This window comes from Micromonospora sp. NPDC047620 (assembly GCF_043205005.1).
In the GTDB taxonomy this organism is placed as follows: domain Bacteria; phylum Actinomycetota; class Actinomycetes; order Mycobacteriales; family Micromonosporaceae; genus Micromonospora.
The window spans coordinates 129,984-154,024 of record NZ_JBIDDG010000016.1 but is presented as its reverse complement, the minus strand read 5'-3'; the positions used below and the strand labels follow the sequence as shown (position 1 = coordinate 154,024).

The window sequence follows — 24,041 nt, the reverse complement described above, 5'->3', positions numbered from 1 at the left end:
CGGTCGCCGGTCAGCGCCAGCGGTCGGCCGAACGCGAGCCGCCCGCGCGTGGGGCGTCGTCCTGCGGCGGGTAGCCGTAGCGCTCCTCCTGCCGCCGGCCGTACCGCTCCGGCTCGGGCTCCGGCTGGCGGGCGCGGTGCGACTCGGGCTGGTGCCCGCGCTGGCGGGGCGGGCGCCACTCCTCGGGCACCGGCACCCCGCCGGCCGGCAGCGCCGGCGCGTCCCCCGGCTCCGCCCAGCCGCCCCGCCATCCGTCGTCCGCCCGTTCCCGACGCGGCTCGTCCCGGCGGACCGTCGCCCAGCGGTCCGCGACCCGGTACTCGGTGCCGGTGGCGTCCGCGTGCACCTCGGCACGCCGCTCCCCGACCCGCAGTTCCCGGCCCCGGTCGTCGTCCCGCACGGCCGCCCACCGGTCACCGGCGCGCAGCTCCGACCAGTACTCACCGCTCTCCGGCCCCGCCTCGTCGGGCTGGTGCGGCCGGCCCCGCCCCGGCTGCTCGGCCGGCGCGGCCGAGGCCGCCGGCCCGCCCGTGCCGTCCCAGCCTTGGGCGTCCCACTGCTGCCCGCGCTCCTGCCGCTGCCCGCGTTCGTCCCGTCGGCCCGGCCACTCGCGGTCGGTTCCCTGCCCGGACCACTCGCCCCCGTCGCGCGACCGCGACCGGTCGTCGTCCCGGGGCACGCCCGCCGTCGCCCACGACCGGTCGTCGTTCCGCCGGGACCGGTCGTCGCCGCGCCGGGGCTGGTCGTCGCCGCGCCGGGGCCGGTCCGCCGGGTCGCCGTGGCCGGCCCGGGACCGGTCGTCCGACTCGCCGGACCACGGCCGCTCCTCCGGCGCCGGCGACCACTGTCCCGCGTACCCGTCGCCGTACCGGGTGCCGAGGTCGCCGGGCACGGACGCGCCACCGTCCACGATGGTGTGCCGCGTGGTGACGTGCACGGTCTCGGTGTGCCGCACCACCCCGAGCGGGCGCGCGGCGGGCTGGCTCTCGGGCTCCGCCGGCCGGGCCGCCCCGTACACCCCGGCCGCTCCGCCGGCGGGTCGGTCCCCGCCGTAGACCCCGGCGGACCCGGTGGTGGCGGGCCGCTCCCCGCCGTACCCGCCGGTGGGCCGGTCCGCGCCGTACGCCCCGGCCTGGGCCGCCGGACGCTCGGCGCGCGGGCCCGGCTGGGGCCGGCGGGCGGGCTCCTCGTCGTCCCGGTCGGCGCGTCCCCAGCGGGGCGCCGGATCGTCCTGGCCCGGCGCCCGCCCCCGGCCGGAGAACCCGTCGTCGGCGGCTCCCGGGCCCCGGCCGGCATCGGCCTGGTCGTCGATTCCGGCCAGCGCGGCGCTGCTGGCGTCCAGCCGCTGGCGCAGCGCGACGACCGCCTCCTGGGCCCGCTGGGCCTGGTCGAGCGCCTGGTTGCCGCGCTGGGCGGCCGCCACGATCTCCCCGCGCAGCTCGTGGCGGAGCTGCTCCATCTCGTCCAGCAGCTCCTCGGGCCGGGCCGGGCCGGCGCCGTCGGCGCGCAACGCGATCGACAGGCCGATCAGGACCACGGCCAGGATGGCGAGCACCGCGGCGACCCGCAGCGGACCGTTGCCGTCGGCGACGAGCAGGATCAGCGCCGCCACCGGCGCCAGCGCGACGCCGATCCAGAAGAGCACGGTGAGCAGCGGTGGATTGCGCTTGTCAGCGGGGGCGACCGGGGCTGGCATGGGTCCGCAGCCTACCGAGAGTTCCCCCGCCTGAAAACGGCTGGAGAGACCCGGCGGGACGGGACGGCGCAGCCGGTCGCCGGCGGCGCGGGGCCGCCGGCGACCGGCTGGGATCAGCTGGCGGCCAGCGCGCCGTCCGAGGAGAAGACCAGGCCCACGCTGGCGGCGCCGGTCTTCAGGGCGTTCTTGGTCTGCGGGCCGCCCTGGTCCAGCGAGCTGAACGAGCCGGCCTTGAAGTCGTAGACCTGGACCAGCCCGGCCTGGCACTTCGGCCGCTGCGGGCACTCCGGCGGCCCGGCCAGCACGGTGGCCTGGCCCGAGCACTTGGCCGCCAGGTCCGAGAGCGTGCGGACGCCGTACTTGTCGGCGAAGGCCTTCGTCACGGCGAAGGCGTTCTGGTCCTGGGCGGCGGCGGGGGCGCCGAAGACGAGGCCCACCTTGTCGCCGGCGGCCTTCAGCGCGGCGACGGTCTTCTCCAGCTCGGGCGAGGACACCGGCTGGGCGTCCTTGCCGTTGGCCTTGGTGTTGAGGAACTCGGCCATGGTCGCCGCGTACTCCGGGACCACCTGGATCTCGCCCCGCTCCAGGGCCGGCTCGTAGAGCTCGCGGTTGCCGATCTGCTGCACCTTGGCCTCGTAGCCGGCGGCGGTCAGCGCGATCTTGTAGAGCTCCGCCAGGATCTCGTTCTCCGTGAAGTTGGCCGCGCCGATCACGATCTGGCCGCCGGGCCCCTTGGCGATGCCCGTGGTGACGCCGTTGGCCGCGGCGAACTCCTCGGCCGCCTTCTGCGCCGTCTTGCGGTCCACGTCGACAGCCTTGTTGAGCTGGATCAGCTTCGGCGTGTCGAGCGCCACCGAGACCTTGTCCAGCGCCGCGAGCAGCTGCGGGTTGGCCGCCTTGGCGTTGACCGCCGGGATGACGTTGTCGGTGTTCTGGAGCTTCTTGTCGTCGTCGAGGACGACGAGCTGGTCACCGGCGACCGGGGCGCAGCCGGCCCCGGAGGCCGCCTGCTCCGGGGCGTCCGTGCCGGAGGAGCCGGCGTCGCCGCATCCGGTCAGCAGCCCCGCCGCGGCGAGGGCTCCCACCGCACCGACCGCCAGTCGTGTACGTGCGCGCATCAGTGCCCGCCTTCCGTGTCCCGGCGCGACCCGTCCGGGCCGGCCGCGTGTCCGACGGGCGATCCCTGTCCGGCCGCCCGCTGTGTCCGCCAGGCGACCCCCCTTTCCGGCCGCCCGCGATTTTCCACCCAACATCTTCCACACGCGTCCGACAACCCGAGGAAAGCTTTGTCACCGGATCGTCACCCGCCGACGACCACCAGGCGGCAGCGGGCGTCGGTGAGTGGCAGCGCGAGTCGGCGCGCACTCCCGGGTGTGGCGTCCCGCCCGGGGCGGACCGAAGCTCAGCCGCCGGCGAGCGCGTCCGCCGCGCGGCGGCGGGCCCGGCGGCGGGTGGCGCGCAGCGGGCGCGGGGTGACCAGCCGCTCGACCAGGGCCAGCACCAGCTCGACCAGGACGGCGAGCCCGGCCACCAGCACGCCGCCGGCGAGGATCTGGCCGCCGCCGGCGGCGATGTCCAGCCCGAACCCGGCGCGGATGATCTGCCCGAGGCCGCCGCCGTTGACGAAGGAGGCCAGCGCGGCGGTCGCCACCACCTGCACCGCCGCCGTGCGGAACCCGGCCGCCAGGTAGGGCACCGCCAGCGGCAGCTCGACCCGGCGGAGCAACTGCCACCCGGAGAAGCCCATGCCGCGCGCCGCGTCCCGGGCCTCCGGATCGACCTGCCGCACCCCCGTGTACGCGTTGGCCAGCAGCGGCGGCACCGCGAAGACGGCCAGCGCGACCACCACCGACGGCTGACCGAAACCGAGGAAGGTCAGCGGCAGGATGGTGAGCAGGGCCAGCGTCGGCACGGCGAGCGTGACATTCGACACCAGCACCACCAGGCCCCCGCCCCGACCCGTGTGCCCGAGCCAGAGCCCGATCGGCCAGGCGATCAGACAGCCCAGGGCTACCGCCGCCGCCGACATCGACAGGTGCTCGCCGAGCCGCTCCAGGATCCCGCCCGGATTGGTCCAGTTCAGCGGGTCGTTGAGCCAGACCAGCGCCGCCTCGACGGGGTTCATCGGGCCCGCCCTCCGTTCGCGACCAAGAAACTGCGCCGCGCGGCGTTCCGAGCGCTCACGCCGCCCTGCTCCGCAGCCAGGGGGTCAGCAGCCGGCCCACGCCGGCCAGGATCAGGTCGAGCACCAGGGCGAGCAGGACGCAGAGCAGCGTCCCCGTCATGATCTGCGCCTTGTAGAAGTTGTTCTGGAAGCCGGCGAAGATCAGCTGCCCGAGACCACCCCGCCCGATCACCACGCCCACGGTCACCAGAGCCACCGTGGAGACCGTGGCCAGCCGCAGGCCGGTGAGGATGCCCGGCAGGGCCAGCGGCAGCTCGACCCGGAACAGCCGGCCCCAGCGGCCGTACCCCATCCCCTCGGCCGCCTCACGCACCTCGGGAGGCACCTGGTTGAGCCCGGCGAGGGCGTTGCGGACGATCACCAGCAGCGCGTAGAGGACCACCACGCTCAGCGCCGTCACCGCCCCGATGCCCAGGTAGGGCGCGATGAACGCGAACAGCGCCAGCGACGGCACCGTGTAGAGCACCCCGGTGACGGCCAGCACCGGCCCGGCCAGCGAACGGAACCAGTACGCGGCCACGGCCAGCGGCACGGCGACCAAGGCGGCGATCAACACCGCGCGCACCGTCAGCGAGACGTGCTCCCGCACGGCGGCGAGGATCGTGTCAGAGTTGTCCCGCACGTACTGCCAGGAGAACCACGGGTTACCCGGGTCGGCCCGGTAGCTCAGGCGGAAGGACATGTGTGGACGTTACCCCGGCAACCACGGATCACGGCGGGCCGCGTGCGGCGTCCATCGCACTGGAGGGCATCCACAAGCGCTACCCGGACGGCACCGAGGCCGTACGCGAGCTGAGCCTCGACATCGCCGCCGGCGAGCTGGTGGTGCTCATCGGACCGTCGGGCTGCGGCAAGTCGACGGTGCTGCGGATGGTCAACCGGCTGATCGAGCCGACCGGTGGCCGCATCCTGCTCGACGGCGAGGACGTCACCCGGGTGGACCCGGTCCGGCTGCGCCGCCGGATCGGCTACGTGATCCAGAACGTCGGGCTCTTCCCGCACCAGACGGTCAGCGCCAACGTCGCCACCGTGCCCCGGCTGCTCGGCTGGCCCCGCGAGCGCAGCCGCCGCCGGGTCGACGAGCTGCTGGAGCTGGTGGGGCTCGACCCGGCGACGTTCGGCCGCCGCTACCCGCACGAGCTGTCCGGCGGCCAGCGGCAGCGGGTCGGGGTGGCGAGGGCCCTCGCCGCCGACCCGGTGGTGCTGCTGATGGACGAGCCGTTCTCGGCCGTCGACCCGATCGCCCGGACCCGGTTGCAGGAGGAGTTCCTGCGGTTGCAGGCCGAGGTGCGCAAGACGATCGTGCTGGTCACCCACGACCTCGACGAGGCGGTCCGGCTGGGCGACCGGATCGCGGTGCTCTCCCAGGGCGGTCGCCTGGAGCAGTACGACACCCCGGCCGCCGTGCTCGGGGCGCCCGCCACGCCCTTCGTCCGCGAGTTCGTCGGCACCGACCGGGGCATCCGCCGGCTGGCGGTCACCCCGCTGACCGGCGCGGCCGTCGAGCCGCTGCCGACGACCGGGGTGGCCGAGCTGCCGACGGTGTCGCGGGGCGGCTCGGCGTACGACGCGCTGGGGGCGCTGCTGACCTCGGCCGCGGACCGGGTGGTGGTGACCGACGAGGGGCGGCCGGTGGGCGTGCTCAGCCGGACGCGACTGCTCGAACTGGGCCGGCCCGACCGGTGACCGGCCCGGCCGCCCCGACGCCGGCCGGGAAGGGTCGCGGGCAGCGGGGCCGGGTCGGACGACAGGGGGATCGCGGGCCCGCGGGTCAGGCCCGGCCGCCGAGGCTGGCCGTGCCGACGATCCAGCCGGAGAGGAAACCGTACGTCGCGCCGGTGCCGGCCGACTGGATGGCGGTGAGCAGCGACGGATCGGGGCCGAGGAAGGCGGCGAGCAGCGAGGCGAAGCCGCCGGCCAGGACGTAGGCGGCCCAGCCGGAGAAGAACTGGCTCGCCGACCCCTGCACCCGGGCCACCTGCGTGGCGGGCAGCAGGTAGAGGAAGACCACCGCGAGGACCACCAGCAGGACGGCCCGCAGGTTCGCGACGAGCAGGCCGCCGGAGGCGTCACCGCCGTCGAACCGCCAGGCCGGCCAGGCGAGCAGTTGCAGGAACCAGCCGCCGGCGGAGTTGGGGTCGGTGCCGGCGGCCCAGCCGACGTACGCCGGGCTGCCGCAGACCGCGACCAGCAGGAACGCGGCGAGCGCGCCGGTGCCCGCCGCCGTCCCGTAGCGGGCGGCCCGGGGCGGGTTGGTGAGCGCCATGATCGGATCAGTTCCCGGCGGACCCCGGGGAGCAAACCTGCCGGGGCCCGTCGGCCACCGTCACTTCTGCGGGTGCGTCATCAGGTAGTCGATGAAGGCGGCCCGCAGCAGCGGCGCGGACTCCTCGTAGCCGTGCCCGGTCAGCTCCCGCCACAGCGCCACGGCCTCGTCGATCGTCGGCCCCACCGAGTTGGGCGCGCCGTCCAGTGCGGCTGCCTCGTCCGCGTTCGGCAGGTGCCGCAGCACCGACCAGAAGAAGCCCACGTCGCGGCGCTGCCGAGCGACCGCGAAGGCCCGCTCCCGCAGCTCCTCAGTGGACAGCGCGTCGAGCTCCCCGAACGACTGGCCGGCGGAGGTCGATGGTGTGTCGGTCATGCCGCCGAGCCTAACCGCCGAGATCACCGCCGGCAGGGTGGACGCGACACCGGCCCGCCCCGCGGCCGGTCAGGGGTGGCCGCTCAGCGGTCGTCGCTCTCCCACCGGCGGGGCCCGCTCTCCCACCGCGGCACGCTCCAGGGGTCCGCCGGGCTCTCGGTGGACTGCGCCGGCAGGGCGGGCGGCCAGTCGCCGACCGGGTCGGGCCGGGGCGCCGCCCAACCCGTGCCGATCCGGCCGTCCCCGACCGGGACCGGTTCCGCCGCCGCGCCGACCGCCGGCCGCCCGTACGCCTCGACCAGGCGGGTGACCAGCAGCCCCACGCCGAGCGCCGCCGCGCCGACCGCCCACCGGCTCACCGTCCAGCCCCGGGCCTGGGCGTACGCGACGAAGACCGCGACCAGGCACACCGCCAGCAGGGTGCCGAACACGCCGCCCCGCCGGCCGTAGGCGCTGGTGCCGGCGAGCAGCGCCATGCCGACCGCCAGCACCGTCCAGTCCAGCCCGGCGTCGGGCGCGACCGGCCCGGTGGCGTGGGTGGCGGTGAGCATGCCGGCGAGGGCGGCCAGCACGGTCGAGCAGACGAGCGCGCCGGAGACGACCACCGCCGCCACCACGCCGCGGCGGCGGGCCGGGTCGACGACCGGGCGGAAGCGGCCGACCAGCCGGCGGACCGCCCGCACCGCCCCTAACAAGCCGCCGAGCACGGCGACGGCCGCGAGCCCGGCGAAGAGGTGCAGCGCGCCGCGCCCCGGGTCGTAGTCACCCTGCGGGACGACCGGCGCGGAGCGCTGCTCGATATACACGACGACCCCCGCCGCACCGGCGAGGCTGGCGGCCCAGCCGGGGACGTGCAGCACCACCACGGCCAGCGCCAGGGCGAGCCCGCCCAGCGCGGCGACCGCCAGGGCTGGCCCGGTGGCCGCCGTGACGCCCCGGTCGCCCTGCTCGGCCATGTGCAGCGCGGCGGCGACCGCCACCGGGCCCACCGCCAGGTTCACCGCGGCGGTACGCAGGCTCAGCCCGGCGGCCAGGGCAAGCAGCCCGAGCACGACCGCGTCCAGCAGCAGCGAGCGCAGCCCGGCGCCACGCAGCGCGTCCGGGTTCTCCCGCCAGAGCAGGAACGTCCCGACGCCCAGCGTGACGAGGAGCAGCAACTCCCAGACGATGTGGACCGCGAACCGGTCTCGGCCGGGTTCCCCGTGCGCGGGGTCGTCGAAGACGTTCTCCAGGACGGCGGCCGGGATGCCGGACGACGGCTCGGTGGACGCGTCGCGCCCCGGTTCGTCGTACCCCATAGCCGCCGCCTCCCACGTGGCCGCTCGTCCAGGTCCGACGCGCGGGCGGGCCGGGGCGGCCGTTGCTCTCCGGTCGCAGGCACGCTACCCGTGCGGGAGGCCGGGCGTAACCCCCCGGATCAGCGCGGGCCGGAGCGGTTCTCCCGGTCGCCGGGCTCGCGGTCCTCGTCGTCCTCCTGCTCGGGGACGCGGCAGGCTCGCTCCAGCCAGAGCGCCGCCGCCACCAGGGCCAACCCGGCGAGCAGGCCGGCGCCGGCGACCGGCCGGTCGTCCATCGCGGCGTCCGTGCGCTCCACGAAGAGCCAGCCGGTCAGCCCGGCGTAGAAGCCGGCGAAGATCGCACCGGCCAGCGAGGACGCCTTGGCCAGCACCACGAACCGGGCGACCAGCAGCGGGTTGACCGGCTCGCGGCCCGGCCGGCGCTCGATCCGCCCCCGGGTGTTGACCGCGGCGTACCCCTCCAGCACGGCGAGCGCGGCCAGGGTGACCACCGGCAGCCACGGCAGGTCGGGCAGGTAGTCGTAGTAGAGGGTGCTGATCAGCAGCCAGGCCACCGCGGCGGCGCCGAGGCCGGCCACCACCAGGGTGGAGATCCGGGTGGGGCCCATCCGGAACCGGTCCGGACCCGTCCCGCCCGGGCGTGGGGATCGCGCCTGCGTCATGCCGGCCGGCTCCACTGGGTCATGCCGTCGACTCTATCGCCAGATCCGGCCGGGGGCGCAGATCCAGGGCGTCGGCGGCGGCCGGGCCGGTGTTGAGCAGGTCGGTCAGCCAGCCGTGCCCGGGCAGCCGCCCGTACGGCTGGATGTCGATCCACGGCCGCAGCACGAACGCCCGCAGGTGCGCCCGGGGGTGCGGCAGGGTCAGCTCCGGGTCGTCGCTGACCACCGGCTCGTCGTCGGCCCAGACGGCGATGACGTCGACGTCCAGGGTGCGCGGCCCGAAGCGCCGCTGCGGGTCGCGGGTCCGACCCGCGGCGCGCTCCGCCGCCCGGGCCCGCTCCAGCCAGTCGCGCGGCGTCGCGGCCGGGTCCTCGGCGAGCAGCACCGCGTTCAGGTACGCGGGCTGGTCCTGGTCCCCCCACGGTGGAGTCTCGTAGACGCCGGAGACCAGGAGCACGTCGTCGCCGAACGCCGACACGGCGGAGCGCAGGTGCGCCAGCCGGTCGCCGAGGTTGCTGCCGAGGGAGAGGACGGCCCGGGTCACCGGTCGCGCCGCCGGGTCATGGTGACGGCCACGTCGGTGAAGGCGTGCGGGACGGGCGCCTCCGGCTTGTGCACGGTGACCGTGGCGACCTCGACCCTGGGGTCGGCCAGGCAGACGGTCAACAGCCGGTCGGCGAGCGTCTCGATCAGGTTGACCGGCTCGCCGGTGACGACGGCGACCAGCCGCTCGGCCAGCTCGCCGTAGTGGACGGTGTCGCCCACCTCGTCGGAGCGCGCCGCCGGGGTCAGGTCCATCTCCAGGACGGCGTCGACGACGAAGTCCTGCCCCTGGGCGCGTTCGAAGTCGTACACCCCGTGCCGGCCGTGCGCCCGCAGGCCGGTCAGTTGGATGCGGTCGGTCATCGGTCTCCTCCGTGGTCGGCGGTGCCGCCCGCCCGGCCGGCGCCCGCGTGGGCCGCGCCGGTGGTCGGGGGCGTCAGGCGGGGCGCGCCGGTGGCCCGCCAGACGGCGAGCGCGTCCACGGTGGCGCGGACGTCGTGCACGCGGACGCCCCAGGCGCCGGCCGCCACCGCGAGCAGGCTGGTGGCGACGGTGGCCGCGTCCCGGCCGTCCGTGGGGCGGGGGGCGTCGTCGGGGCCGGCCAGCAGCCGGCCCAGGTACGCCTTGCGGCTGGACGCGAAGAGCAGCGGGAAGCCCAACTCCAGCAGCTCGGGCAGGCGGGCGCTCAGCTCCCAGTTGTGCGCGGCCGTCTTGGCGAAGCCGAGCCCCGGGTCGATCACGATGCGGTCGGCGGCGACACCGGCCCGCAACGCCTCGTCGACACGCCGGCCCAGCTCGGCGCGGACGTCGGCGACCACGTCGGTGTAGCGGGCCAGCTCGCCCATCTCGCGGGCGTGGCCGCGCCAGTGCATCAGCACCCAGGGGCAGCCGGCGTCCCGGACCACCCGGGCCATGTCGGGGTCGGCGAGACCGCCGGAGACGTCGTTGACCACCGCCGCGCCGGCGGCGAGGGCCGCCTCGGCGACCCGTGCGCGGGTGGTGTCGATGCTGATCGGCACGCCGGCGGCGGCCAGCTCCCGGACGACCGGCAGCACCCGGGCCGTCTCGGTGTCGGCGTCGACCCGGTCGGAGCCGGGCCGGGTGGACTCCCCGCCCACGTCCACCAGGTGGGCGCCGTCGGCCCGCAGCCGCACGCCGTGTCCGACGGCGGCGTCGAGGTCGGCGTACCGTCCGCCGTCGGAGAACGAGTCGGGCGTGACGTTGAGGACGCCCATCACCACCGGGGCCGAGGCCCGTACCAGATCGGTCACGACTAGACGGTACCGGTCGGCCGGAGCACCCCGGGCGGGCCGGGTCGAGGGCGGTGACATGCGCATTCGAACGGGTGTACGATCGGTCGTCCGGGCCGAATCGGGCAGACTCTTCGCGGCTTGTCGCATTGAGGGCCTGCCCGTACGCTTTGGAATTGCCCGGCATCGAGATGGCGAAGCCTGGAGGGAGGGCCGAAGCGGGAAAATCCGCCCAAAGCTCACCACCCTCCGTGGTGGGTAACGAACGCAGGGTCATCGACGCTGCGGCTAGTGAGCACCGTTCCCGCCAGGCATGCCTACTGCACCACCGCGGCGCCGCCGGCCGCGATTTGGGGAGGTTCCAGTGATCGCCATCGAGCTGATGGAGACGGTGACGTCCGCCGCCGCCCACACGCTCTCCACCCTGGCGTCGACTCCACTCGCCGAGCCCGCGCCCAAAGGCATCGACACCGAGGGTGTCGTCACGTTCTTCGCCAGCAAGATCGCGCCGATCCTGCTGGCCGTGCTGGGCGTCATCTTCATCGGGCGGGCCAGCCGGGGCGAGATCTCCAAGGTGCTGACCAGCTCGGCCATCGCGATCGTCGGGCTCGCCTTCATCGCCGGAGCCGCCACACTGTTCTTCATCGGCGACTACCTGATCGACCTGATCTTCGAATAGGCGCGGGCACGACATGCGGCTGCGCACCGACGACGACATCTACCGGGCTCGCCTGGTCTACCTCGGGCCGCCCGGCTACACCCTTCCGGTCCACCTGCCCTACGCCCAGTACGGGCTCTTCATGCTGCTCGTCCCCCTCTACATGTTCATCCACTGGTTGTTCACGCTGCGGGTCGAGCTCTTCCCGGCCTGGGAGATCGCGCTTGCCATCGTGACCACCTCGTTCATCTTCCGGTACGTCGACCCGGACCGGCCGGCGCGCATGGTGATCCGCACCGCGCTGACCGACTGGCGGCGGACCCGGGAGCCGGCCGCCGAGCAGCGGGACCCCCGCCTGGTCGGCAGCCGGATCAGGATCCGGGAGGAGCTGGCATGACCGGGCGTACGCCGATCAGGCAGTCGCACGACGCGGGTGAGGCGGTCGCATGAGTCGCTCTTCCACGCCGGGTTCCCCGGCCGGGCGCCCGATCGCCTCGCACGGTAACCGTGCGCGGTCGTTCGACTACCCGGACGAGCCCGAGCGGGACGAGGTCGCCCTCGACCCGGCCCTCGTGACCACCCCCGGGCACGGCGGCGTCGGCGTCTTCCAGGCGCCCCGCCCGGTGCAGCGCCGGACGCCGCCGGTCGACCCGGGGCCACCGGCCGACAGCGCCGACATCGACTCGCCCTTCCTCGACCTGTTCGGGGGGACGCGCCCCGGCACGCGGCCGGCCACGCCGCCGCGGGTCGGCGGGCGGGAGCACGCGGCCATCCCGCAGCAGCCGGCCGCCGTCGAGCCGGCCCCCGCCGCCCCGGCCCCGCCGCGTGCCGCCGCCCGGCCGCCCGCCCGTTCCACCGGCACGGCCGGCCGGGCGCCCGCCGTGGAGCCGCCGCCGGCGGACGCCGACGACGAACCCCCGGCCGTCGCGTACGAACCCCCGGCCGTCGCGTACGAACCCCCGGCCGTCGCGTACGAACCCCCGGCCGTCGCGTACGAGCAGCCGGCCGTCGCGTACGAGCCACCCGCCGTCGCGTACGAGCCCCCAGCGGTCGCCCACGAGCCGCCGGCCCGGTCGGCCCGGGTGCCGCACCAGCCCGGGGACCGGCTGCCGACGCTCCGCCCACCGGCCGACGAGGCGGCGGCCGACGTAACCCCGCCGCCGCCCGCACCGGCACCACTCGACCCGGCGCCCCCGGAGCGGCCGTCGCGGCGGGCCGGTGAGCGGCTGCCGGAGCGCACGGGGCGGGACGTGACGCCGCCGCGCCAGCGCTCCGCCGGCCGGCGCAACCAGCCCACCAAGCCGGTCCGCGTCAAGCCGCCAAAGATCAAGTTCGGCGACCGGGACCCGGCGGTCGAACTGGCCATCACCGAGATCGCCGGCCACCTCACCTTCACCCCGAACACCGTCACAGCCTGGTACTGGCTTCCGGAGGTGCGCTGGGCGTTCCGGCCGGACGCGGAGCGGGAGGCGCTGCTCTCGGCGATCTCCGAGCAGTACGCCGGCCTGGCCGGCTTCCGGCTGCACCTGCGGCGCACCACCCGACCCTTCCCGGCCGACGAGTGGGCCCGCACCATCGACGGGCACACCCGGTCCCCGCTGCCCGACGTCCCCGGCACCGCCGGCTGGGCCGACCACCTGGTGGCCGCGCAGCGGCACCTGCTCTCGGTCAACCACGCCGAGGGGCAGACCTACCTCGGCGTCACCTTCGCCCGGCGGTCCCTCGGCGACTCGTTCACCGAGCGGGTGCTGCGCACCTTCGGTCGCGGCGTGGCCGAGGGCGAGCGCCGCAAGCTCGGGCGCACCGTCGAGCAGTTCGACGAGGTGCTGGGCGCGTTCGGCATGCGCGGGCGGCGGGTCACCGCGCAGGAGCTGGAATGGCTGCTCTACCGCTCCGTGGCGCTCTGCATGGCGCCCCCCGGCCGGCTCTCCCCGATCACCGACGGCCGGTGGGAACGCGGCGACCTGCTCGCCCTCACCGAGCAGGTGGAGCGCTACCGCACCCCGTACGGTTCCACCGTCAAGCTGGTCAACCGCATGACCGGCGAGGAGCGGCACGTCGCCGTGCTGGCGGTGGGCCGGATGGAACCACTGGAGATCCCCGAGCGGCACGAGCCCTGGCTGCACTTCCACGAGCGGTTGCCCTGGCCGATGGAGCTCTCCACCCGGGTCGACATCCTCGGCTCCGGCGACTCCTTCCGTAACCTCGAGCACCGGCTCCGGATGATCCGCTCCCAGCAGCTCGACTACGCCGAACACGGCATCGACGCCCCGCCGGAGCTGGAGCGGCTGGCCAAGCGGGCCCTGGTGATCGGCGACGAGATGACGACCGGCCTGCCGGTCGACTCCGCCCGGGCGCACGGCTGGCACCGGATCGCCGTCGGCGGGCGGACCCGCGAGGAGTGCCTGGAGCGGGCCAGGCGGCTGATCCAGCTCTACTCCCGGGAGCTGCGCATCTCGCTGCAACACCCGAAGAACCAGGACTGGCTGGCCCGCGAGTTCATCCCCGGCGAGCCGATCGCCAACACCGGCTACGTCCGGCGGATGCCGGTCAACCTGCTCGCCGCCGCCCTTCCGCAGGCCGCCTCCACGGTCGGTGACCGGCGCGGCGACCTGATCGGGCGGACGGCGGGCACCTGCCGCCGGCCCGTCTTCCTCGACCTGCACTTCCCGATGGAGGTGCGCGAACGCTCCGGCCTCGCCGTCTTCGTCGCCGAACCGGGCGGCGGCAAGTCCACCCTGCTCGGCGCCCTCGGCTACCTCGCGGCCCGGCGCGGCGTCCAGGTGACGCTGCTCGACCCGTCCGGCCCGCTGGCCCGGCTGTGCGCCATGCCCGAGCTGCGGCCGTACTCGCGGGTGCTGAACCTGACCGGCTCCGAGCACGGCACCCTGGCGCCGTACTCGCTGATCCCGACCCCGCTGCGCACCGAGTTCAGCAGCGGGGCGGCGGGCGACCGGGAGTTCGAGATCGCCGTCTCCAACGCCCGCGCCGAGCGGCGGATGCTCGTACAGGACATCTGCATGATGCTGGTGCCGCCGCAGGTGGCCCGCGAGGCGTCCACCGCCACCCTGTTCCGGCACGCCGTACGCCAGGTGCCGGCGGAGGAGACCTCCACCCTGGACGACGTGGTCGCCTGCCTCAGCCAACTCGACGACGACGCCGGCAGGGAACTGGCCAACCTGCTGCTGGACACCGCCGAGATGCCGCTGGCCATGCTCTTCTTCGGCCGGCCGCCGGAGGGGCTGCTCGGCGCGGACGCGGCGCTCACCGTGATCACCATGGCCGGGCTGCGGCTGCCCGACCTGAAGATCGAGCGGGAGTACTGGTCGGCCGAGGAGGCACTCGCCCTGCCGATGCTGCACACCGCGCACCGGCTGGCCGTACGCCGCTGCTACGGCGGGTCGATGTCGTCCCGCAAGCTCGTCGGCCTGGACGAGGCGCACTTCATGGAGGGGTGGCGCTCCGGCCGCTCCTTCCTGGTCCGGCTCGCCCGCGACTCCCGCAAGTGGAACCTCGCCGCGCTGGTGGCCTCGCAGAACCCGCGCGACATCCTCGGCCTCGACGTGCAGAACCTGGTCTCGACCGTCTTCGTCGGCCGGATCGCCGAGGACGCGGAGATCGCCTCGGAAGCACTGCGCCTGCTGCGGGTGCCGGTCGACGACGGCTACGAGGCGACCCTCGCCTCGCTCTCCACCGCCGACGCGACCTCCGCCGCCCGGCTCGGCTTCCGCGAGTTCGTCATGCGGGACGTCGACGGTCGGGTGCAGAAGGTCCGGGTCGACGTCTCGTACGTCGACGGGCTGCTGGACCACCTCGACACCACTCCCGCCGCGATCGCCGCGGCCGCCGGGGTACTGCCGGCCGTCCTGCCGAACCTGGAGGCGTGAGATGGCGGGGGCCCGGGCACGGCTGGCGGCGTTCCTTCTCGCACTCGGCGTCCTCGCCGGGGCCACGATCGGCTGGCCGGCCCTCGGCGCCGCCGCAGCCGCCCCGACACCGCTGACCGCCCAGGCTTCGGCGGACCTCTGCACCACGCCGGAGTGGCAGGCCGACTTCCGCGCCTGCGTCACCAAGCTGAATGAGGTCGCCGAGAACGAAGTCCAGTGCCGTAACGCCCCGACCCCGAGCGCTCCGGACTCCGGGCTTGCTGGCTGGTTCGCCTCACGTCCGGAGTCGGCCACGAAACCAGGTCCCAAGGGCTTCTACAGCGACTACGGATATGCGGGTTACAGCTACTCGACGTACGACGTCGACAGCGGCTGCGCGACCGCGGTGCTGCACCCGGACTACAAGTTCACCAACACGGTGGCAAACGGCGAGTTCATGATGGCCACGGCGATCGTCGGCGCCTCGAACGCGCTCCGGGAGCGCGCCTGGGATCCGCGCTCGATGTGGGGCTGGGCGGACCCACTGGTGGACCAGGCGACCAAGGCCGTCTATCAGAAGGTGTTCAGCGTCTTCGGCATCGTCACGCTCTGCGTGGTCGGTCTCTACCTGCTCTGGCGCTCCCGCCAGTCCGACATGAGCAACGCGATGACCACGGCGGGCTGGGCGCTGCTGGTGATGGTGGCGGTGACTGCCCTGGCCGCCTGGCCCGTCAAGTCGGCGAACATCGCCGACGGCACCCTCGTCACCACCCTGGGTGTGGTGCACGACGCTGTCGGCCCGGCTTCCAAGGACACCCCGCCCAGTCAGTGCGACGACCCGAACCCCGAGGCGTGCAAGGACAACCGTCCGCCCGCCGTCCGGGCCAGTGACACGGCGACTGAGGCCATGCTCTACCGCAACTGGCTGCGGGGGGTGCTCGGCTCGGCCGACAGCGAGACCGCCAAGAAGTACGGCCCGGCTCTGTACGACGCGAAGTCGCTCTCGTGGGAGGAAGCGGCGAAGCTTCGGTCGAATCCGGCCACCCGCGAGGCCACCATCAAGGCGAAGCAGCAGCAGTGGGCCAGGGTGGCGCAGCAGATCGAGACCGAGGACCCGGAAGCGTACGAGTACCTCCAAGGGGTCCGGGACATGGACCGGATCGGGGCCGGGTTCATCGCGGTGCTCGCCGCCGTGCTCTTCGCGATGTTCGACCTGACCGCCTCGTTGCTGGTGCTGCTGGGATTCCTGATATTCCGCTGGGCGGTGATCGCCGCGCCGATCCTCGGCACGGTGGGCCTGCTGCGACCGGCCAGCGCCGGGCTGCGCCGGCTGGGAAACGCGGTGGTCGCCGCCGTCTTCAACATCGCCATCTTCGGCACCGGCGCCGCCATCTACCTCTTCGCGGTCGACCTGATCATGAGCACGCCGACGCTGCCGGGCTGGCTCCAGGTGGTGCTGGTCTGGCTCTGTGGTGTGGTCGGCTGGCTGCTGCTGCGTCCCTACCGCCGGATCACCCAACTCGGCGGCAAGGACAGCAGCGAGGCGGTCAGTTCGGCCGGCTCCTGGCACCGGCGCTTCTTCCGGGACATGCGCACGGCCGCCCGGCTCGACGTGGCGGAGCCCGGTGGCACGGCCGAGCCGGCGATGGGCCGGCGCCGCGCCGTCGTGGCGGAGAAGAGCACCCTGCGGCCGGAGGCCCGCCGGGAGGACCCGTCGCACGCCCACACGAGTGGCGATCAGGAGCGGCAGCGGCCGGACGGCCGCGAGTCGGCCTCCGAGGCACCGGAAACCGCGGAGCGGGAGACTCCCCGCCCGGCCGCGCCCCGGCCCCGCCGGCACCAGCCAGCCGCCTGGACCGAGCCGGACGTGCCCGACGAGAACCCGTCATTCGTCATCTACCGTCCGGGCTCGGCCGAGCGTGAGCCGGCACGGCCCGCGCCGCGGATCCGCTCCGAGGCGCGGTGAGTGCGGTGCGCCGGGCCGTCGAATTCCTCCTCACCCGGGTGCTGCGGTCCCGGTTCGGCATCGCGCTCGCCCTCGCCGTGGTCGTGTTCGGGGTCATCGGGGCGGCCCGGCTGATCTCCGGTCCCGGCGACCCGACGGACGGGCTCAGCAACCGTCCGAGCCGACCCATCACCACCGTCGCCCCGACCGCCGGTGACGACGGGGCGTTCTCGACGGGCGCACCCCCGTCCCCGGTCACCCGCGCGGGTGAGCCCACGCCGGAAGAGATCGCCGAGCGCTTCGTCGCGGCGTGGCTGGGCAAGCCGGGCGTCACGGCGGACCAGTGGCAGGAGGGGCTGCGTCCCCTGTCGACCCCGGCGCTGACCGAGAAACTGGCGGGCGCCGACCCGTCGGGGGTGCCAGCCGGGCAGGTCAACGGTGACGTCACGCTCCGGCCCCGGACCGAGAACTTCGTCGAGGTGCTGGTCCCGCTCGACGCGGGCCAGCTCCGCCTCGAACTGGTGGCGCCCGACGGGCGGTGGCTGGTGGACGCGGTGGACTGGGAGCAGAAATGAGCGACAAGACCCGATCGCGCCGTCGACAGCCCCGGCTCGGGGCCCTTGCCGCCGCGCTGACCGCGACGTTCGCCCTGCTCTGCTGCACCGGCGGCGCCGGCGCCTTCTTCCTCACCGAACTCGGCGGTGACGCGGGTGACCGGATGATGTCGGCCAGCCTGGACTGCACGGAGGACTTCCGGGTCGACATCCAGGGCAGCATGCCCCGAATGTCCCAGTACGGCGAAGTCGAACTCCGCAACGCCGCTCGGATCATCAAGGTCGGGCAGGAGATGAAGGTGCCGCCGCGCGGTTGGGTCATCGCCGTGGCGACCGCCATGCAGGAGTCCCGGCTGCGTAACCTGGCGAACCCGACCGTCGGCGAATCCGAGAACCTGCCCAACGAGGGCATGGGGGCCGACCACGACTCTGTCGGCCTCTTCCAGCAACGGGCCAGTTGGGGCAGCGTCACCCAGCGGATGACGCCCGAGTACGCCGCCCGGAAGTTCTACGAGAAGCTGGTCAAGGTACCCGGCTGGGAGCGGATGCCGCTGACGCGGGCCGCCCAGGCAGTGCAGATCAGCGCCTTCCCGGACGCCTACGCCAAGCACGAGGAAGTCGCCTCGCAGATCGTCAACGCCCTGGCCGGTGGGGCTGCCCGGACCGTGCTCGTCGGCGGGAAGCAGGCGTGTGACCGCGCCGCCGGCGGGGAGATCGCCGCCTCGGGTTGGACAGCACCCATCCCGGGCGGCGTCGGGTCGGGCTTCCGCACGGCGAGCCGGCCCGGGCACAACGGGGTCGACATCGCCGCCCCGAAGGGCACCCTGATCCGGGTCGCCGCCACCGGCCGCGTCCTGGTCTCCCGTTGCGACCCGGACAATCGCGGACGGCTCAGCTGCGACGCCGACGGTTGGCCGGACAAGGGCGGCTGTGGCTGGTTCGTCGACGTCCTGCACGCTGGCGGGTTCATCACGCGCTACTGCCACATGGTGAGCAAGCCCCGGGTCTCCGTCGGCCAGACCGTCCGAGCCGGCGAGGTCATCGGCGAGGTGGGCAGCAGCGGCAACTCCTCCGGCCCGCACCTGCACTTCGAGGTGCACAAGGACGAGGACCGCAGCAGCCGCGGCGCGATCGACCCGGTGCCGTTCATGCGGTCGCGGGGTGCGCCGCTCAAGGGCGCGGCGTGAGGCGCCGGCCGTCATGAACGAGCCGCTCCCCGACCCGTTCGCCGACCAGCCCGACTGGGCTCCCCGGCCGCCCCGGCCGATCGAGATCGTGCCGGCCACCGGGCGGGTCGAGCTGCGCGGGCGGCGGGTCCTGGTCGGCCTGCCCGGGCTCGGCTGGCGCGGTGACCTGCGGGCCGACGAGCGGGTGGTGCAGGGCAGCCGGACCTACGTCCCCGTGATCCCCGAGCACGAGTGGTATCGGGCGGAGTCCGACCAGGTGGAGGTGTTCGCGCCGCTGGTCCCGGTGGAGCGGGTCTGGGTGGAGACGGTGGGGAGCCGGCGGCCGGACACGTCGGTGGACCGCGAGGCAGGCGTCCGTCTCGTCTCCCTGGACGCCCCGGCGCACCGTCTGCCGACCCCGGTCTTCGAGGCGGACGCCGTCACCGGCCGCCGGGTCGTACACGTCGTGGAATCCGTCGAGCACCGGGACCTGCGGGCGGTCACCGAAACCTACTCAGGCGCCGACGGGGACATCTGCGTGCGGGTCACGCCTGAAGTGGAGTGGTACCGCTGGGCATGGCGGGGCCAGTCACCAACCACACTGGAGGTGCCGGTCCACCTGCTCTGGATCGAGTGACGGCTCAGGCCGTTTTCCGGCCAGCACAAACCCGCCATCCTTCTTCGCCATCCATCACGTCGAACACCCAGTCCTCTCGGCGACTGCTACGGGGCTGCCCGTTGGCGGAGCTGGAGATGGATAGAGTTGTGGCGACCGATTCGCCCTCTCCGGTCTCGGTCCGAGTGAGAGGTCCCCAGCTGACTCGCACCACGACACCGAAGTTGGCCTCGCGCTGCTCGATTTCCTTGCGCAGGCCGGACAACGTGCTCAGCCCGGTGTCTTCCTGGCAGGTGAAAAGCTCTGCGCGGGTGTCGTTGCGGTCCACGAGGAACGCCCGGAGGTAGTTGTCCACCAAGACGTCGGGCGCGCTGCGGTCGGGGGCGGCAGCTCGGTTGTAGAGGACGTATCCAGCGGCCACACCGCCGAAGCAGAGCGCCGCGAGGATGCTCGCGACGACCGTGAGCACAGTGCGCGCCCGGCGCCTCGGCCGCTCCGGCGCCGGGGCCGGCGACGGCGGCGCCAGGTGGTCGGAGGGGGGCCGTTGCGCCGGTACGCGGGAGACCTGGGAACCGGCGGGGGGCTGCACTGATTCCACCCTCTGAGGCTAGCGGCTGGGCGCCGGAGACCCAATGCCCCAGATGCAGCGGATCGTGACGGACCACTCCCCATTGGTGAGATCCACGACAACACCGGCGCAGCGCCGCCGCGCATCCCGGACGAGCTGCTCCGGCTGGGTTACCGTCTCTGCGCGGGGAGGGGTTGCCAACCTCGGGCAGAGGGGGTGGACGCGGTGACCGGTCCGAAGGCACGGACGAACCGCGCCGCCGCACTGCACCGGCAGGCCGCCGCCACCGCGACCGCCGCCGCCGGCATCCTCGACGACACCCGTCCCGTTCCCGCCGACCAGCACCGCCAGTACGAGCTGGCCGACCGCCTCCGGTCCGCGGCGGCGGTGCTGGCCCCCGGCTGGGCGGGGGCTCCCCTGGAGACGGTCGCCCCGACCGCGCCGGCCGGCGAGGGGCCGCCCGTCTTCGTCCGGGTCGGCACGGCGGCGCCGCTGGACGACGCGCGTTTCCCCGCGCTGGTGCCGCTGCTCGGCACGGGGCATCTCGCCGTGGACGCCGATGCCCGGGATCCCCGGGTGGCGGGGCTGCTCCGGGCCGTACTGCTGCGGCTGTTGGCAGCGACCCCGGCCGGGGCGCTGCTGGTCCGCGCGGTGGACGCGACGGGTGCGACCTTGGAGCCGTTCGCGGCGCTCGCCGACGCGGGCCTGCTGCCGCCCCCGGCGGTGGACGTCGCGGGCCTGCGGGCCGTGCTCACCGAGGCCGAGCAGTGGGTGGCCCCGGGGGCGAGCGGGCGTCGCCGGCACGACCGGACGCTGCTGCTGGTAATCGCGGCGCTGCCCGACCTGACGGGCCCCACCGACCTGGCCCGGGTGGAAGCGCTGGCCGAGCAGGGCCGGTCCGCCGGGCTGCACCTCGTGGTGGCCGGCTGGCCCCCGGCCGGCCCGTACGCCGATCGTGCCCCGCTGCCGCAGGCGACCACGCTGGCGATCCGCAACGCGTACGCGCTGCTGGGTGATCCGCCGGGCGGGTCGTTCGCGGGCCCCGGCGCGGAGCCTCCGGGCGGGTTGAACTCGCCGGTCTTCGTCGAGTCGGATCCGCCCGGCTACCTCGTCGACGCGGTGTGCCGCCGGTTGGCCGCGCAGGTCGAGGCGGGTTCCCGGCTGGCCCTGACGGACCTGCTGCCGCCACCCGACGGGGAGTTGTGGACGGCGACCGCGGCCGACGGGCTCGCGACGACCGTCGGCGACGCGGGCGGGCGGGCGGTGTCGCTCGGGTTCACCGAGCTGACCCCGCACTGGCTGGTCAGCGGCCGCTCCGGCGCGGGCCGATCCACCTTCCTCACCACGGCGCTGCTCGGCCTGGCCGCCCGGTACGGTCCCGAGGAGCTGGCCCTCTACCTGGTGGACCTCGCCGACGCCGAGTCCTTCGTGGAGTTCCTCCAGACCGAGCGGGACCGGTCGTGGATCCCGCAGGTCCGGGCCGCGGCGATGGCGGCCGACCGGGAGTACGTGTTGAGCCTGCTCGACGAGCTGACGGCGGAGGTGCGCCGCCGCGAGGAGGCCGGCGGCCGGGCGGGCGGGCAGCGCTTCGCCGAGCTGCGGCAGCACCGCGCGATGCCCCGGATCGTCTGCGTGCTGGACAATCTTCCGCTGCTCTTCGCCGAGCGGGACCGGCTGGCCGTGGACGCCGCCGCCCGGCTGGACGCGCTGGCGCGTACGGGGCGCGCGTACGGGGTGCACCTGGTGCTGGCCGGCGAGGGCGACCTGGGGTTGGGCTCGCGTACGGACCGCGACTCGGTGCTGGGGCAGTTCCCGGTGCGGGTGGCGCTGCCCGGCGGGGGCGCGGTGCTGGAGCCGACCAACGACTCGGCGGCGGGGCTGCCGGTGGGCAGCGCGGTGGTGAACACCGCGGGCGGCCTCGGCGGGCCCCGGGGCGCCATCCGGGGGCACGAGCGGATGGTCCGCTTCCCGGACCCGCAGGACCATCCCGACACGGTCGGGCAGCTGCGGCAGCGGCTCTGGTCGGCGCGACCGGAGGGGTCCGCCCCGCCGGTGGTCTTCGCCGGTTACGCCCGCCCGTTGCTGCGCAACGATCCGCGGCACCGGGCCGCGTTGGCCGGGCGGGCGCCCGGCCCCGCCGCCCTGCTGGGCCGGGCCGTGGACGTGCCCCGGACCACGGTCGCGGTGCCGCTGGGGCCGGCCCCGGGGCGCAACCTGGCTGTCCTCGGCCCCGGACCGGAGGCGGCCCGGCTGCTGGCCACGGCGGCGCGCAGCACCGCCGCCCACCACGCGCCGGGGACCGCCCGCTTCGTGCTCGCCGCACCGGACGACGACTGCCGGCCGCTGGCCGACGCGCTGGCGGCCGAGCTGGCCGGGCGGCACCCGGTCGAGACGGTGGACGCCGCCGGCCTGCTCGCCGCCGTGGACGCCGCCGAGCCGGCGTACCTGGTGGTCTTCGGCCTGGATGTGCCGTCGCCGGAGCAGTTGCCCCCGGAGCGGCTGCGCGCGCTGCTGCGGGAGGGCCCGCCCGCCGGGCGGCACCTGCTCGGCCGCTGGCGCACGGCGCCGTCCTTCGCGGCGCTGCTGGAGCCCGACGGCGAGGTCGACAAGCTCGCGGCGGTGGCGGTGGTGGACCTGCCCGGCGCCCAGCTCGCGTCGGTCTTCGGCCGGCCGGTGGAGTGGCGGCCCCGCCCGGGCCGGGCGGTGCTCTGGGACTCACCGGGTGAGCAGGGCACGGTGCTGGTTCCCTTCGCGGAGCAGGAGGAGCCGACATGACCCGCAGCGGGGCGCGGAGCAGGCCGGCGCACGCCGGGCCGGGACGCCAGCGGTCCGCCGCCGGTCCGCCGCCGGGTGGGCCCGACGCGGCGGCGCCGTCGGGGGCCGTCGCGGGCGGCGACCCGGTGTCCACCGCGTGGACCGACTACCTCGCCGCCGCCCGGCAGCTCGACGGGGTACGCCGGGACGCGGCCACCGCTGCCGGCGAGCAGGCCCGGTCGGTGCAGGCTGCCCGCGAGGAGTTGACCGCTGTCCGCACCCGGCTCGCGGCACAGGAGACCCGGCTACGCGAGCGGGGCGTACCACCGATCTCGCTGGTCCCGACGCCGCCTGAGCTGACCGAGGCGGCCAGGTCGATGGCGGGCGGGCCGGCCGCGGTGCTGTCCGCGCTCCGCGGCGCCCGGGGCCGCGCGGACGCCGCGGACGCCGCGCTGGCCGCGCGCGGCCTGCCCCGCCTGGCCGCCTGGCCGGCGCGCCCGCGCAACCTGCTGCTGTACGCGCCGCTGGCCCTGCTGGTACCGCTGATCCAGGTGGCGCTGTTCGTGGCGACCGGCCCCGGGGCGGCGAGCGTGGCGGCGCTGCTCTGCGGGCTGCCGATGCCGGCGGTGGCGTTCGCGGCGGGCTGGCTCGGCGTCGGGCGGCTCTTCCCGGCCGGGGAGGGTGGCCGGGTGGACCGCACGGCCCGGCTCGGCGCGCTGGTGTGCCTGGTCCCGGCGGTGCTGGTCAGCGCGGGCCTGCTGCTCGCGATGCTGGCCGGCTGAGCGGGGCCGTCGCGCGGCCCGGAGAGGCAAGATGCTGGCCGGCTGAGCGAGCCGCCACGCGCCCCGGAACCCCACTCGCGATGCCGGTCGGCTGGGCGGGGCCGCCGCGCGGCGTCCGGACACGCGAGCGGCCGGCCGGCCCGGGGTGCGGGCCGACCGGCCGGTCGGTCGGTTTGGTCGCGGTCAACGGGGGATGATCAGCGCCATCGCCTCGGCCCGCGACTTGGCGTCGTGCTGGAGGGTGCCCCGCACGGCCGAGGTGATGGTCTGGGCACCCGACTTCTGGATGCCGCGCATCGCCATGCACATGTGCTCGCACTCGAGCACCACCACCACACCGCGCGGCGCGAGCCGCTCCATCAGCAGGTCGGCGATCTGCGAGGTGAGCCGCTCCTGGACCTGCGGCCGGCGGGCGAAGACCTCGACCAGCCGGGCCAGCTTGGACAGGCCGGTGATCCGGCCGTCCGGCCCCGGAATGTAGCCGATGTGGGCGCTGCCCCGGAACGGCAGCAGGTGGTGCTCGCACAGGCTCATCACGTCGATGTCCCGGACCAGCACCAGCTCCTGGTGGTTGGCCTCGAAGGTGGTGCTGAGCACCTGGGCCGGGTCGACCCGAAGGCCGGCGAAGAGCTCGGCGTACGCGCGGGCCACCCGGGCCGGGGTCTGCCGGAGCCCGTCGCGGTCCGGGTCCTCCCCGACGGCGGTGAGGATCTCGCGTACCGCCTTCTCGATCCGCCCGAGGTCCACGGTCTCCTCGACGGGTCGGCCGGTGAGCTTGCCGCTGATCAGGCGCGCGGCCACGTAGTCGAGGCCGTCGTCGGGCTCGGTCGCGGAGACGGCCAGTCCCCGGTCGTCCC

At 75.1% G+C, this 24,041-nt stretch carries 23 protein-coding genes; 10 read left to right on the top strand and 13 right to left on the bottom strand.

Annotation, left to right across the window (positions count from 1 at the left end; translation table 11 throughout):
• Positions 1-10: 10 nt before the first annotated feature.
• The 4 genes from ACGF5C_RS21360 to ACGF5C_RS21345 form a co-directional block, all read right to left on the bottom strand.
• On the bottom strand, positions 11-1,696 hold the full coding sequence (locus ACGF5C_RS21360) for a hypothetical protein (protein WP_393304037.1): 1,686 nt from the start codon (positions 1,694-1,696) through the stop codon (positions 11-13).
• A gap of 113 nt (positions 1,697-1,809) precedes the next feature.
• Positions 1,810-2,814: a glycine betaine ABC transporter substrate-binding protein gene (locus ACGF5C_RS21355; protein WP_393304035.1), complete on the bottom strand. Its 1,005-nt coding sequence runs from the start codon at positions 2,812-2,814 to the stop codon at positions 1,810-1,812.
• A gap of 284 nt (positions 2,815-3,098) precedes the next feature.
• Complete coding sequence (locus ACGF5C_RS21350) at positions 3,099-3,821, bottom strand: ABC transporter permease subunit (protein WP_357703475.1); 723 nt, start codon at positions 3,819-3,821, stop codon at positions 3,099-3,101.
• A gap of 55 nt (positions 3,822-3,876) precedes the next feature.
• A complete protein-coding gene (locus ACGF5C_RS21345; protein WP_393304033.1) occupies positions 3,877-4,563 on the bottom strand; it encodes an ABC transporter permease in 687 nt (228 codons plus the stop codon).
• A gap of 2 nt (positions 4,564-4,565) precedes the next feature.
• Between ACGF5C_RS21345 and ACGF5C_RS21340 the strand changes: the two genes are divergently transcribed.
• On the top strand, positions 4,566-5,567 hold the full coding sequence (locus ACGF5C_RS21340) for an ABC transporter ATP-binding protein (protein WP_393268353.1): 1,002 nt from the start codon (positions 4,566-4,568) through the stop codon (positions 5,565-5,567).
• Between the two features lie 85 nt (positions 5,568-5,652).
• Here ACGF5C_RS21340 and ACGF5C_RS21335 read toward each other — a convergent pair whose 3' ends face one another.
• The 7 genes from ACGF5C_RS21335 to folP all read right to left on the bottom strand — a co-directional run bounded on the left by ACGF5C_RS21335 (position 5,653) and on the right by folP (position 10,296).
• Entirely contained in the window at positions 5,653-6,147 is a 495-nt protein-coding gene (locus tag ACGF5C_RS21335) for a hypothetical protein (RefSeq protein WP_393304031.1), read from the bottom strand.
• A gap of 60 nt (positions 6,148-6,207) precedes the next feature.
• Entirely contained in the window at positions 6,208-6,522 is a 315-nt protein-coding gene (locus ACGF5C_RS21330) for a hypothetical protein (RefSeq protein WP_393304029.1), read from the bottom strand.
• Positions 6,523-6,605: 83 nt separating this feature from the next.
• Positions 6,606-7,820: an ABC transporter permease gene (locus tag ACGF5C_RS21325; RefSeq protein ID WP_393304027.1), complete on the bottom strand. Its 1,215-nt coding sequence runs from the start codon at positions 7,818-7,820 to the stop codon at positions 6,606-6,608.
• 119 nt (positions 7,821-7,939) lie between these two features.
• A complete protein-coding gene (locus tag ACGF5C_RS21320) occupies positions 7,940-8,482 on the bottom strand; it encodes a DUF3180 domain-containing protein (RefSeq protein WP_393304025.1) in 543 nt (180 codons plus the stop codon).
• Positions 8,483-8,501: 19 nt separating this feature from the next.
• A complete protein-coding gene (gene folK, locus ACGF5C_RS21315) occupies positions 8,502-9,026 on the bottom strand; it encodes a 2-amino-4-hydroxy-6-hydroxymethyldihydropteridine diphosphokinase (RefSeq protein ID WP_357703490.1) in 525 nt (174 codons plus the stop codon).
• Positions 9,023-9,388, bottom strand: coding sequence for a dihydroneopterin aldolase (gene folB, locus ACGF5C_RS21310; protein ID WP_393304023.1), 366 nt, complete (start codon positions 9,386-9,388; stop codon positions 9,023-9,025). Before folB ends, folK begins: the two co-directional genes overlap by 4 nt.
• The gene (folP, locus tag ACGF5C_RS21305) at positions 9,385-10,296 is read right to left on the bottom strand and encodes a dihydropteroate synthase (protein ID WP_393304021.1); all 912 of its coding nucleotides are present in this window, start codon (positions 10,294-10,296) and stop codon (positions 9,385-9,387) included. The genes folB and folP overlap by 4 nt, the downstream gene beginning before the upstream one ends.
• 343 nt (positions 10,297-10,639) lie before the next feature.
• On the opposite strand from folP, the gene ACGF5C_RS21300 reads away from it, so the two are divergent.
• Genes ACGF5C_RS21300 through ACGF5C_RS21270 form a run of 7 tightly spaced genes read left to right on the top strand, consistent with a single transcriptional unit; the run spans position 10,640 to position 19,101 of the window.
• Positions 10,640-10,954: a hypothetical protein gene (locus tag ACGF5C_RS21300; protein ID WP_091101477.1), complete on the top strand. Its 315-nt coding sequence runs from the start codon at positions 10,640-10,642 to the stop codon at positions 10,952-10,954.
• Between the two features lie 13 nt (positions 10,955-10,967).
• The gene (locus ACGF5C_RS21295; protein ID WP_393304019.1) at positions 10,968-11,330 is read left to right on the top strand and encodes a hypothetical protein; all 363 of its coding nucleotides are present in this window, start codon (positions 10,968-10,970) and stop codon (positions 11,328-11,330) included.
• Between the two features lie 49 nt (positions 11,331-11,379).
• A complete protein-coding gene (locus ACGF5C_RS21290) occupies positions 11,380-14,820 on the top strand; it encodes an ATP-binding protein (protein WP_393304017.1) in 3,441 nt (1,146 codons plus the stop codon).
• Between the two features lies 1 nt (position 14,821).
• Positions 14,822-16,765: an MFS transporter gene (locus tag ACGF5C_RS21285; RefSeq protein ID WP_393304015.1), complete on the top strand. Its 1,944-nt coding sequence runs from the start codon at positions 14,822-14,824 to the stop codon at positions 16,763-16,765.
• Positions 16,762-17,319: a hypothetical protein gene (locus ACGF5C_RS21280; RefSeq protein WP_393304013.1), complete on the top strand. Its 558-nt coding sequence runs from the start codon at positions 16,762-16,764 to the stop codon at positions 17,317-17,319. The genes ACGF5C_RS21285 and ACGF5C_RS21280 overlap by 4 nt, the downstream gene beginning before the upstream one ends.
• Positions 17,316-18,485 carry a M23 family metallopeptidase gene (locus ACGF5C_RS21275; protein ID WP_393304011.1) on the top strand — a complete coding sequence of 390 codons (1,170 nt, stop codon included), beginning with the start codon at positions 17,316-17,318 and terminating at the stop codon, positions 18,483-18,485. The genes ACGF5C_RS21280 and ACGF5C_RS21275 overlap by 4 nt, the downstream gene beginning before the upstream one ends.
• Before the next feature lie 13 nt (positions 18,486-18,498).
• Complete coding sequence (locus ACGF5C_RS21270) at positions 18,499-19,101, top strand: hypothetical protein (protein WP_393304009.1); 603 nt, start codon at positions 18,499-18,501, stop codon at positions 19,099-19,101.
• A 4-nt stretch (positions 19,102-19,105) separates the two neighbouring features.
• Here the strand turns inward: ACGF5C_RS21270 and ACGF5C_RS21265 are convergent, their stop codons facing one another.
• Entirely contained in the window at positions 19,106-19,669 is a 564-nt protein-coding gene (locus ACGF5C_RS21265; protein ID WP_393304079.1) for a hypothetical protein, read from the bottom strand.
• A 195-nt stretch (positions 19,670-19,864) separates the two neighbouring features.
• On the opposite strand from ACGF5C_RS21265, the gene ACGF5C_RS21260 reads away from it, so the two are divergent.
• Entirely contained in the window at positions 19,865-22,423 is a 2,559-nt protein-coding gene (locus ACGF5C_RS21260; protein ID WP_393304007.1) for an FtsK/SpoIIIE domain-containing protein, read from the top strand.
• Positions 22,420-23,184, top strand: coding sequence for a hypothetical protein (locus tag ACGF5C_RS21255; RefSeq protein ID WP_393304005.1), 765 nt, complete (start codon positions 22,420-22,422; stop codon positions 23,182-23,184). The genes ACGF5C_RS21260 and ACGF5C_RS21255 overlap by 4 nt, the downstream gene beginning before the upstream one ends.
• Before the next feature lie 183 nt (positions 23,185-23,367).
• Here ACGF5C_RS21255 and folE read toward each other — a convergent pair whose 3' ends face one another.
• A complete protein-coding gene (gene folE, locus ACGF5C_RS21250; protein WP_393304077.1) occupies positions 23,368-24,027 on the bottom strand; it encodes a GTP cyclohydrolase I FolE in 660 nt (219 codons plus the stop codon).
• Between the last annotated feature and the right edge of the window lie 14 nt (positions 24,028-24,041).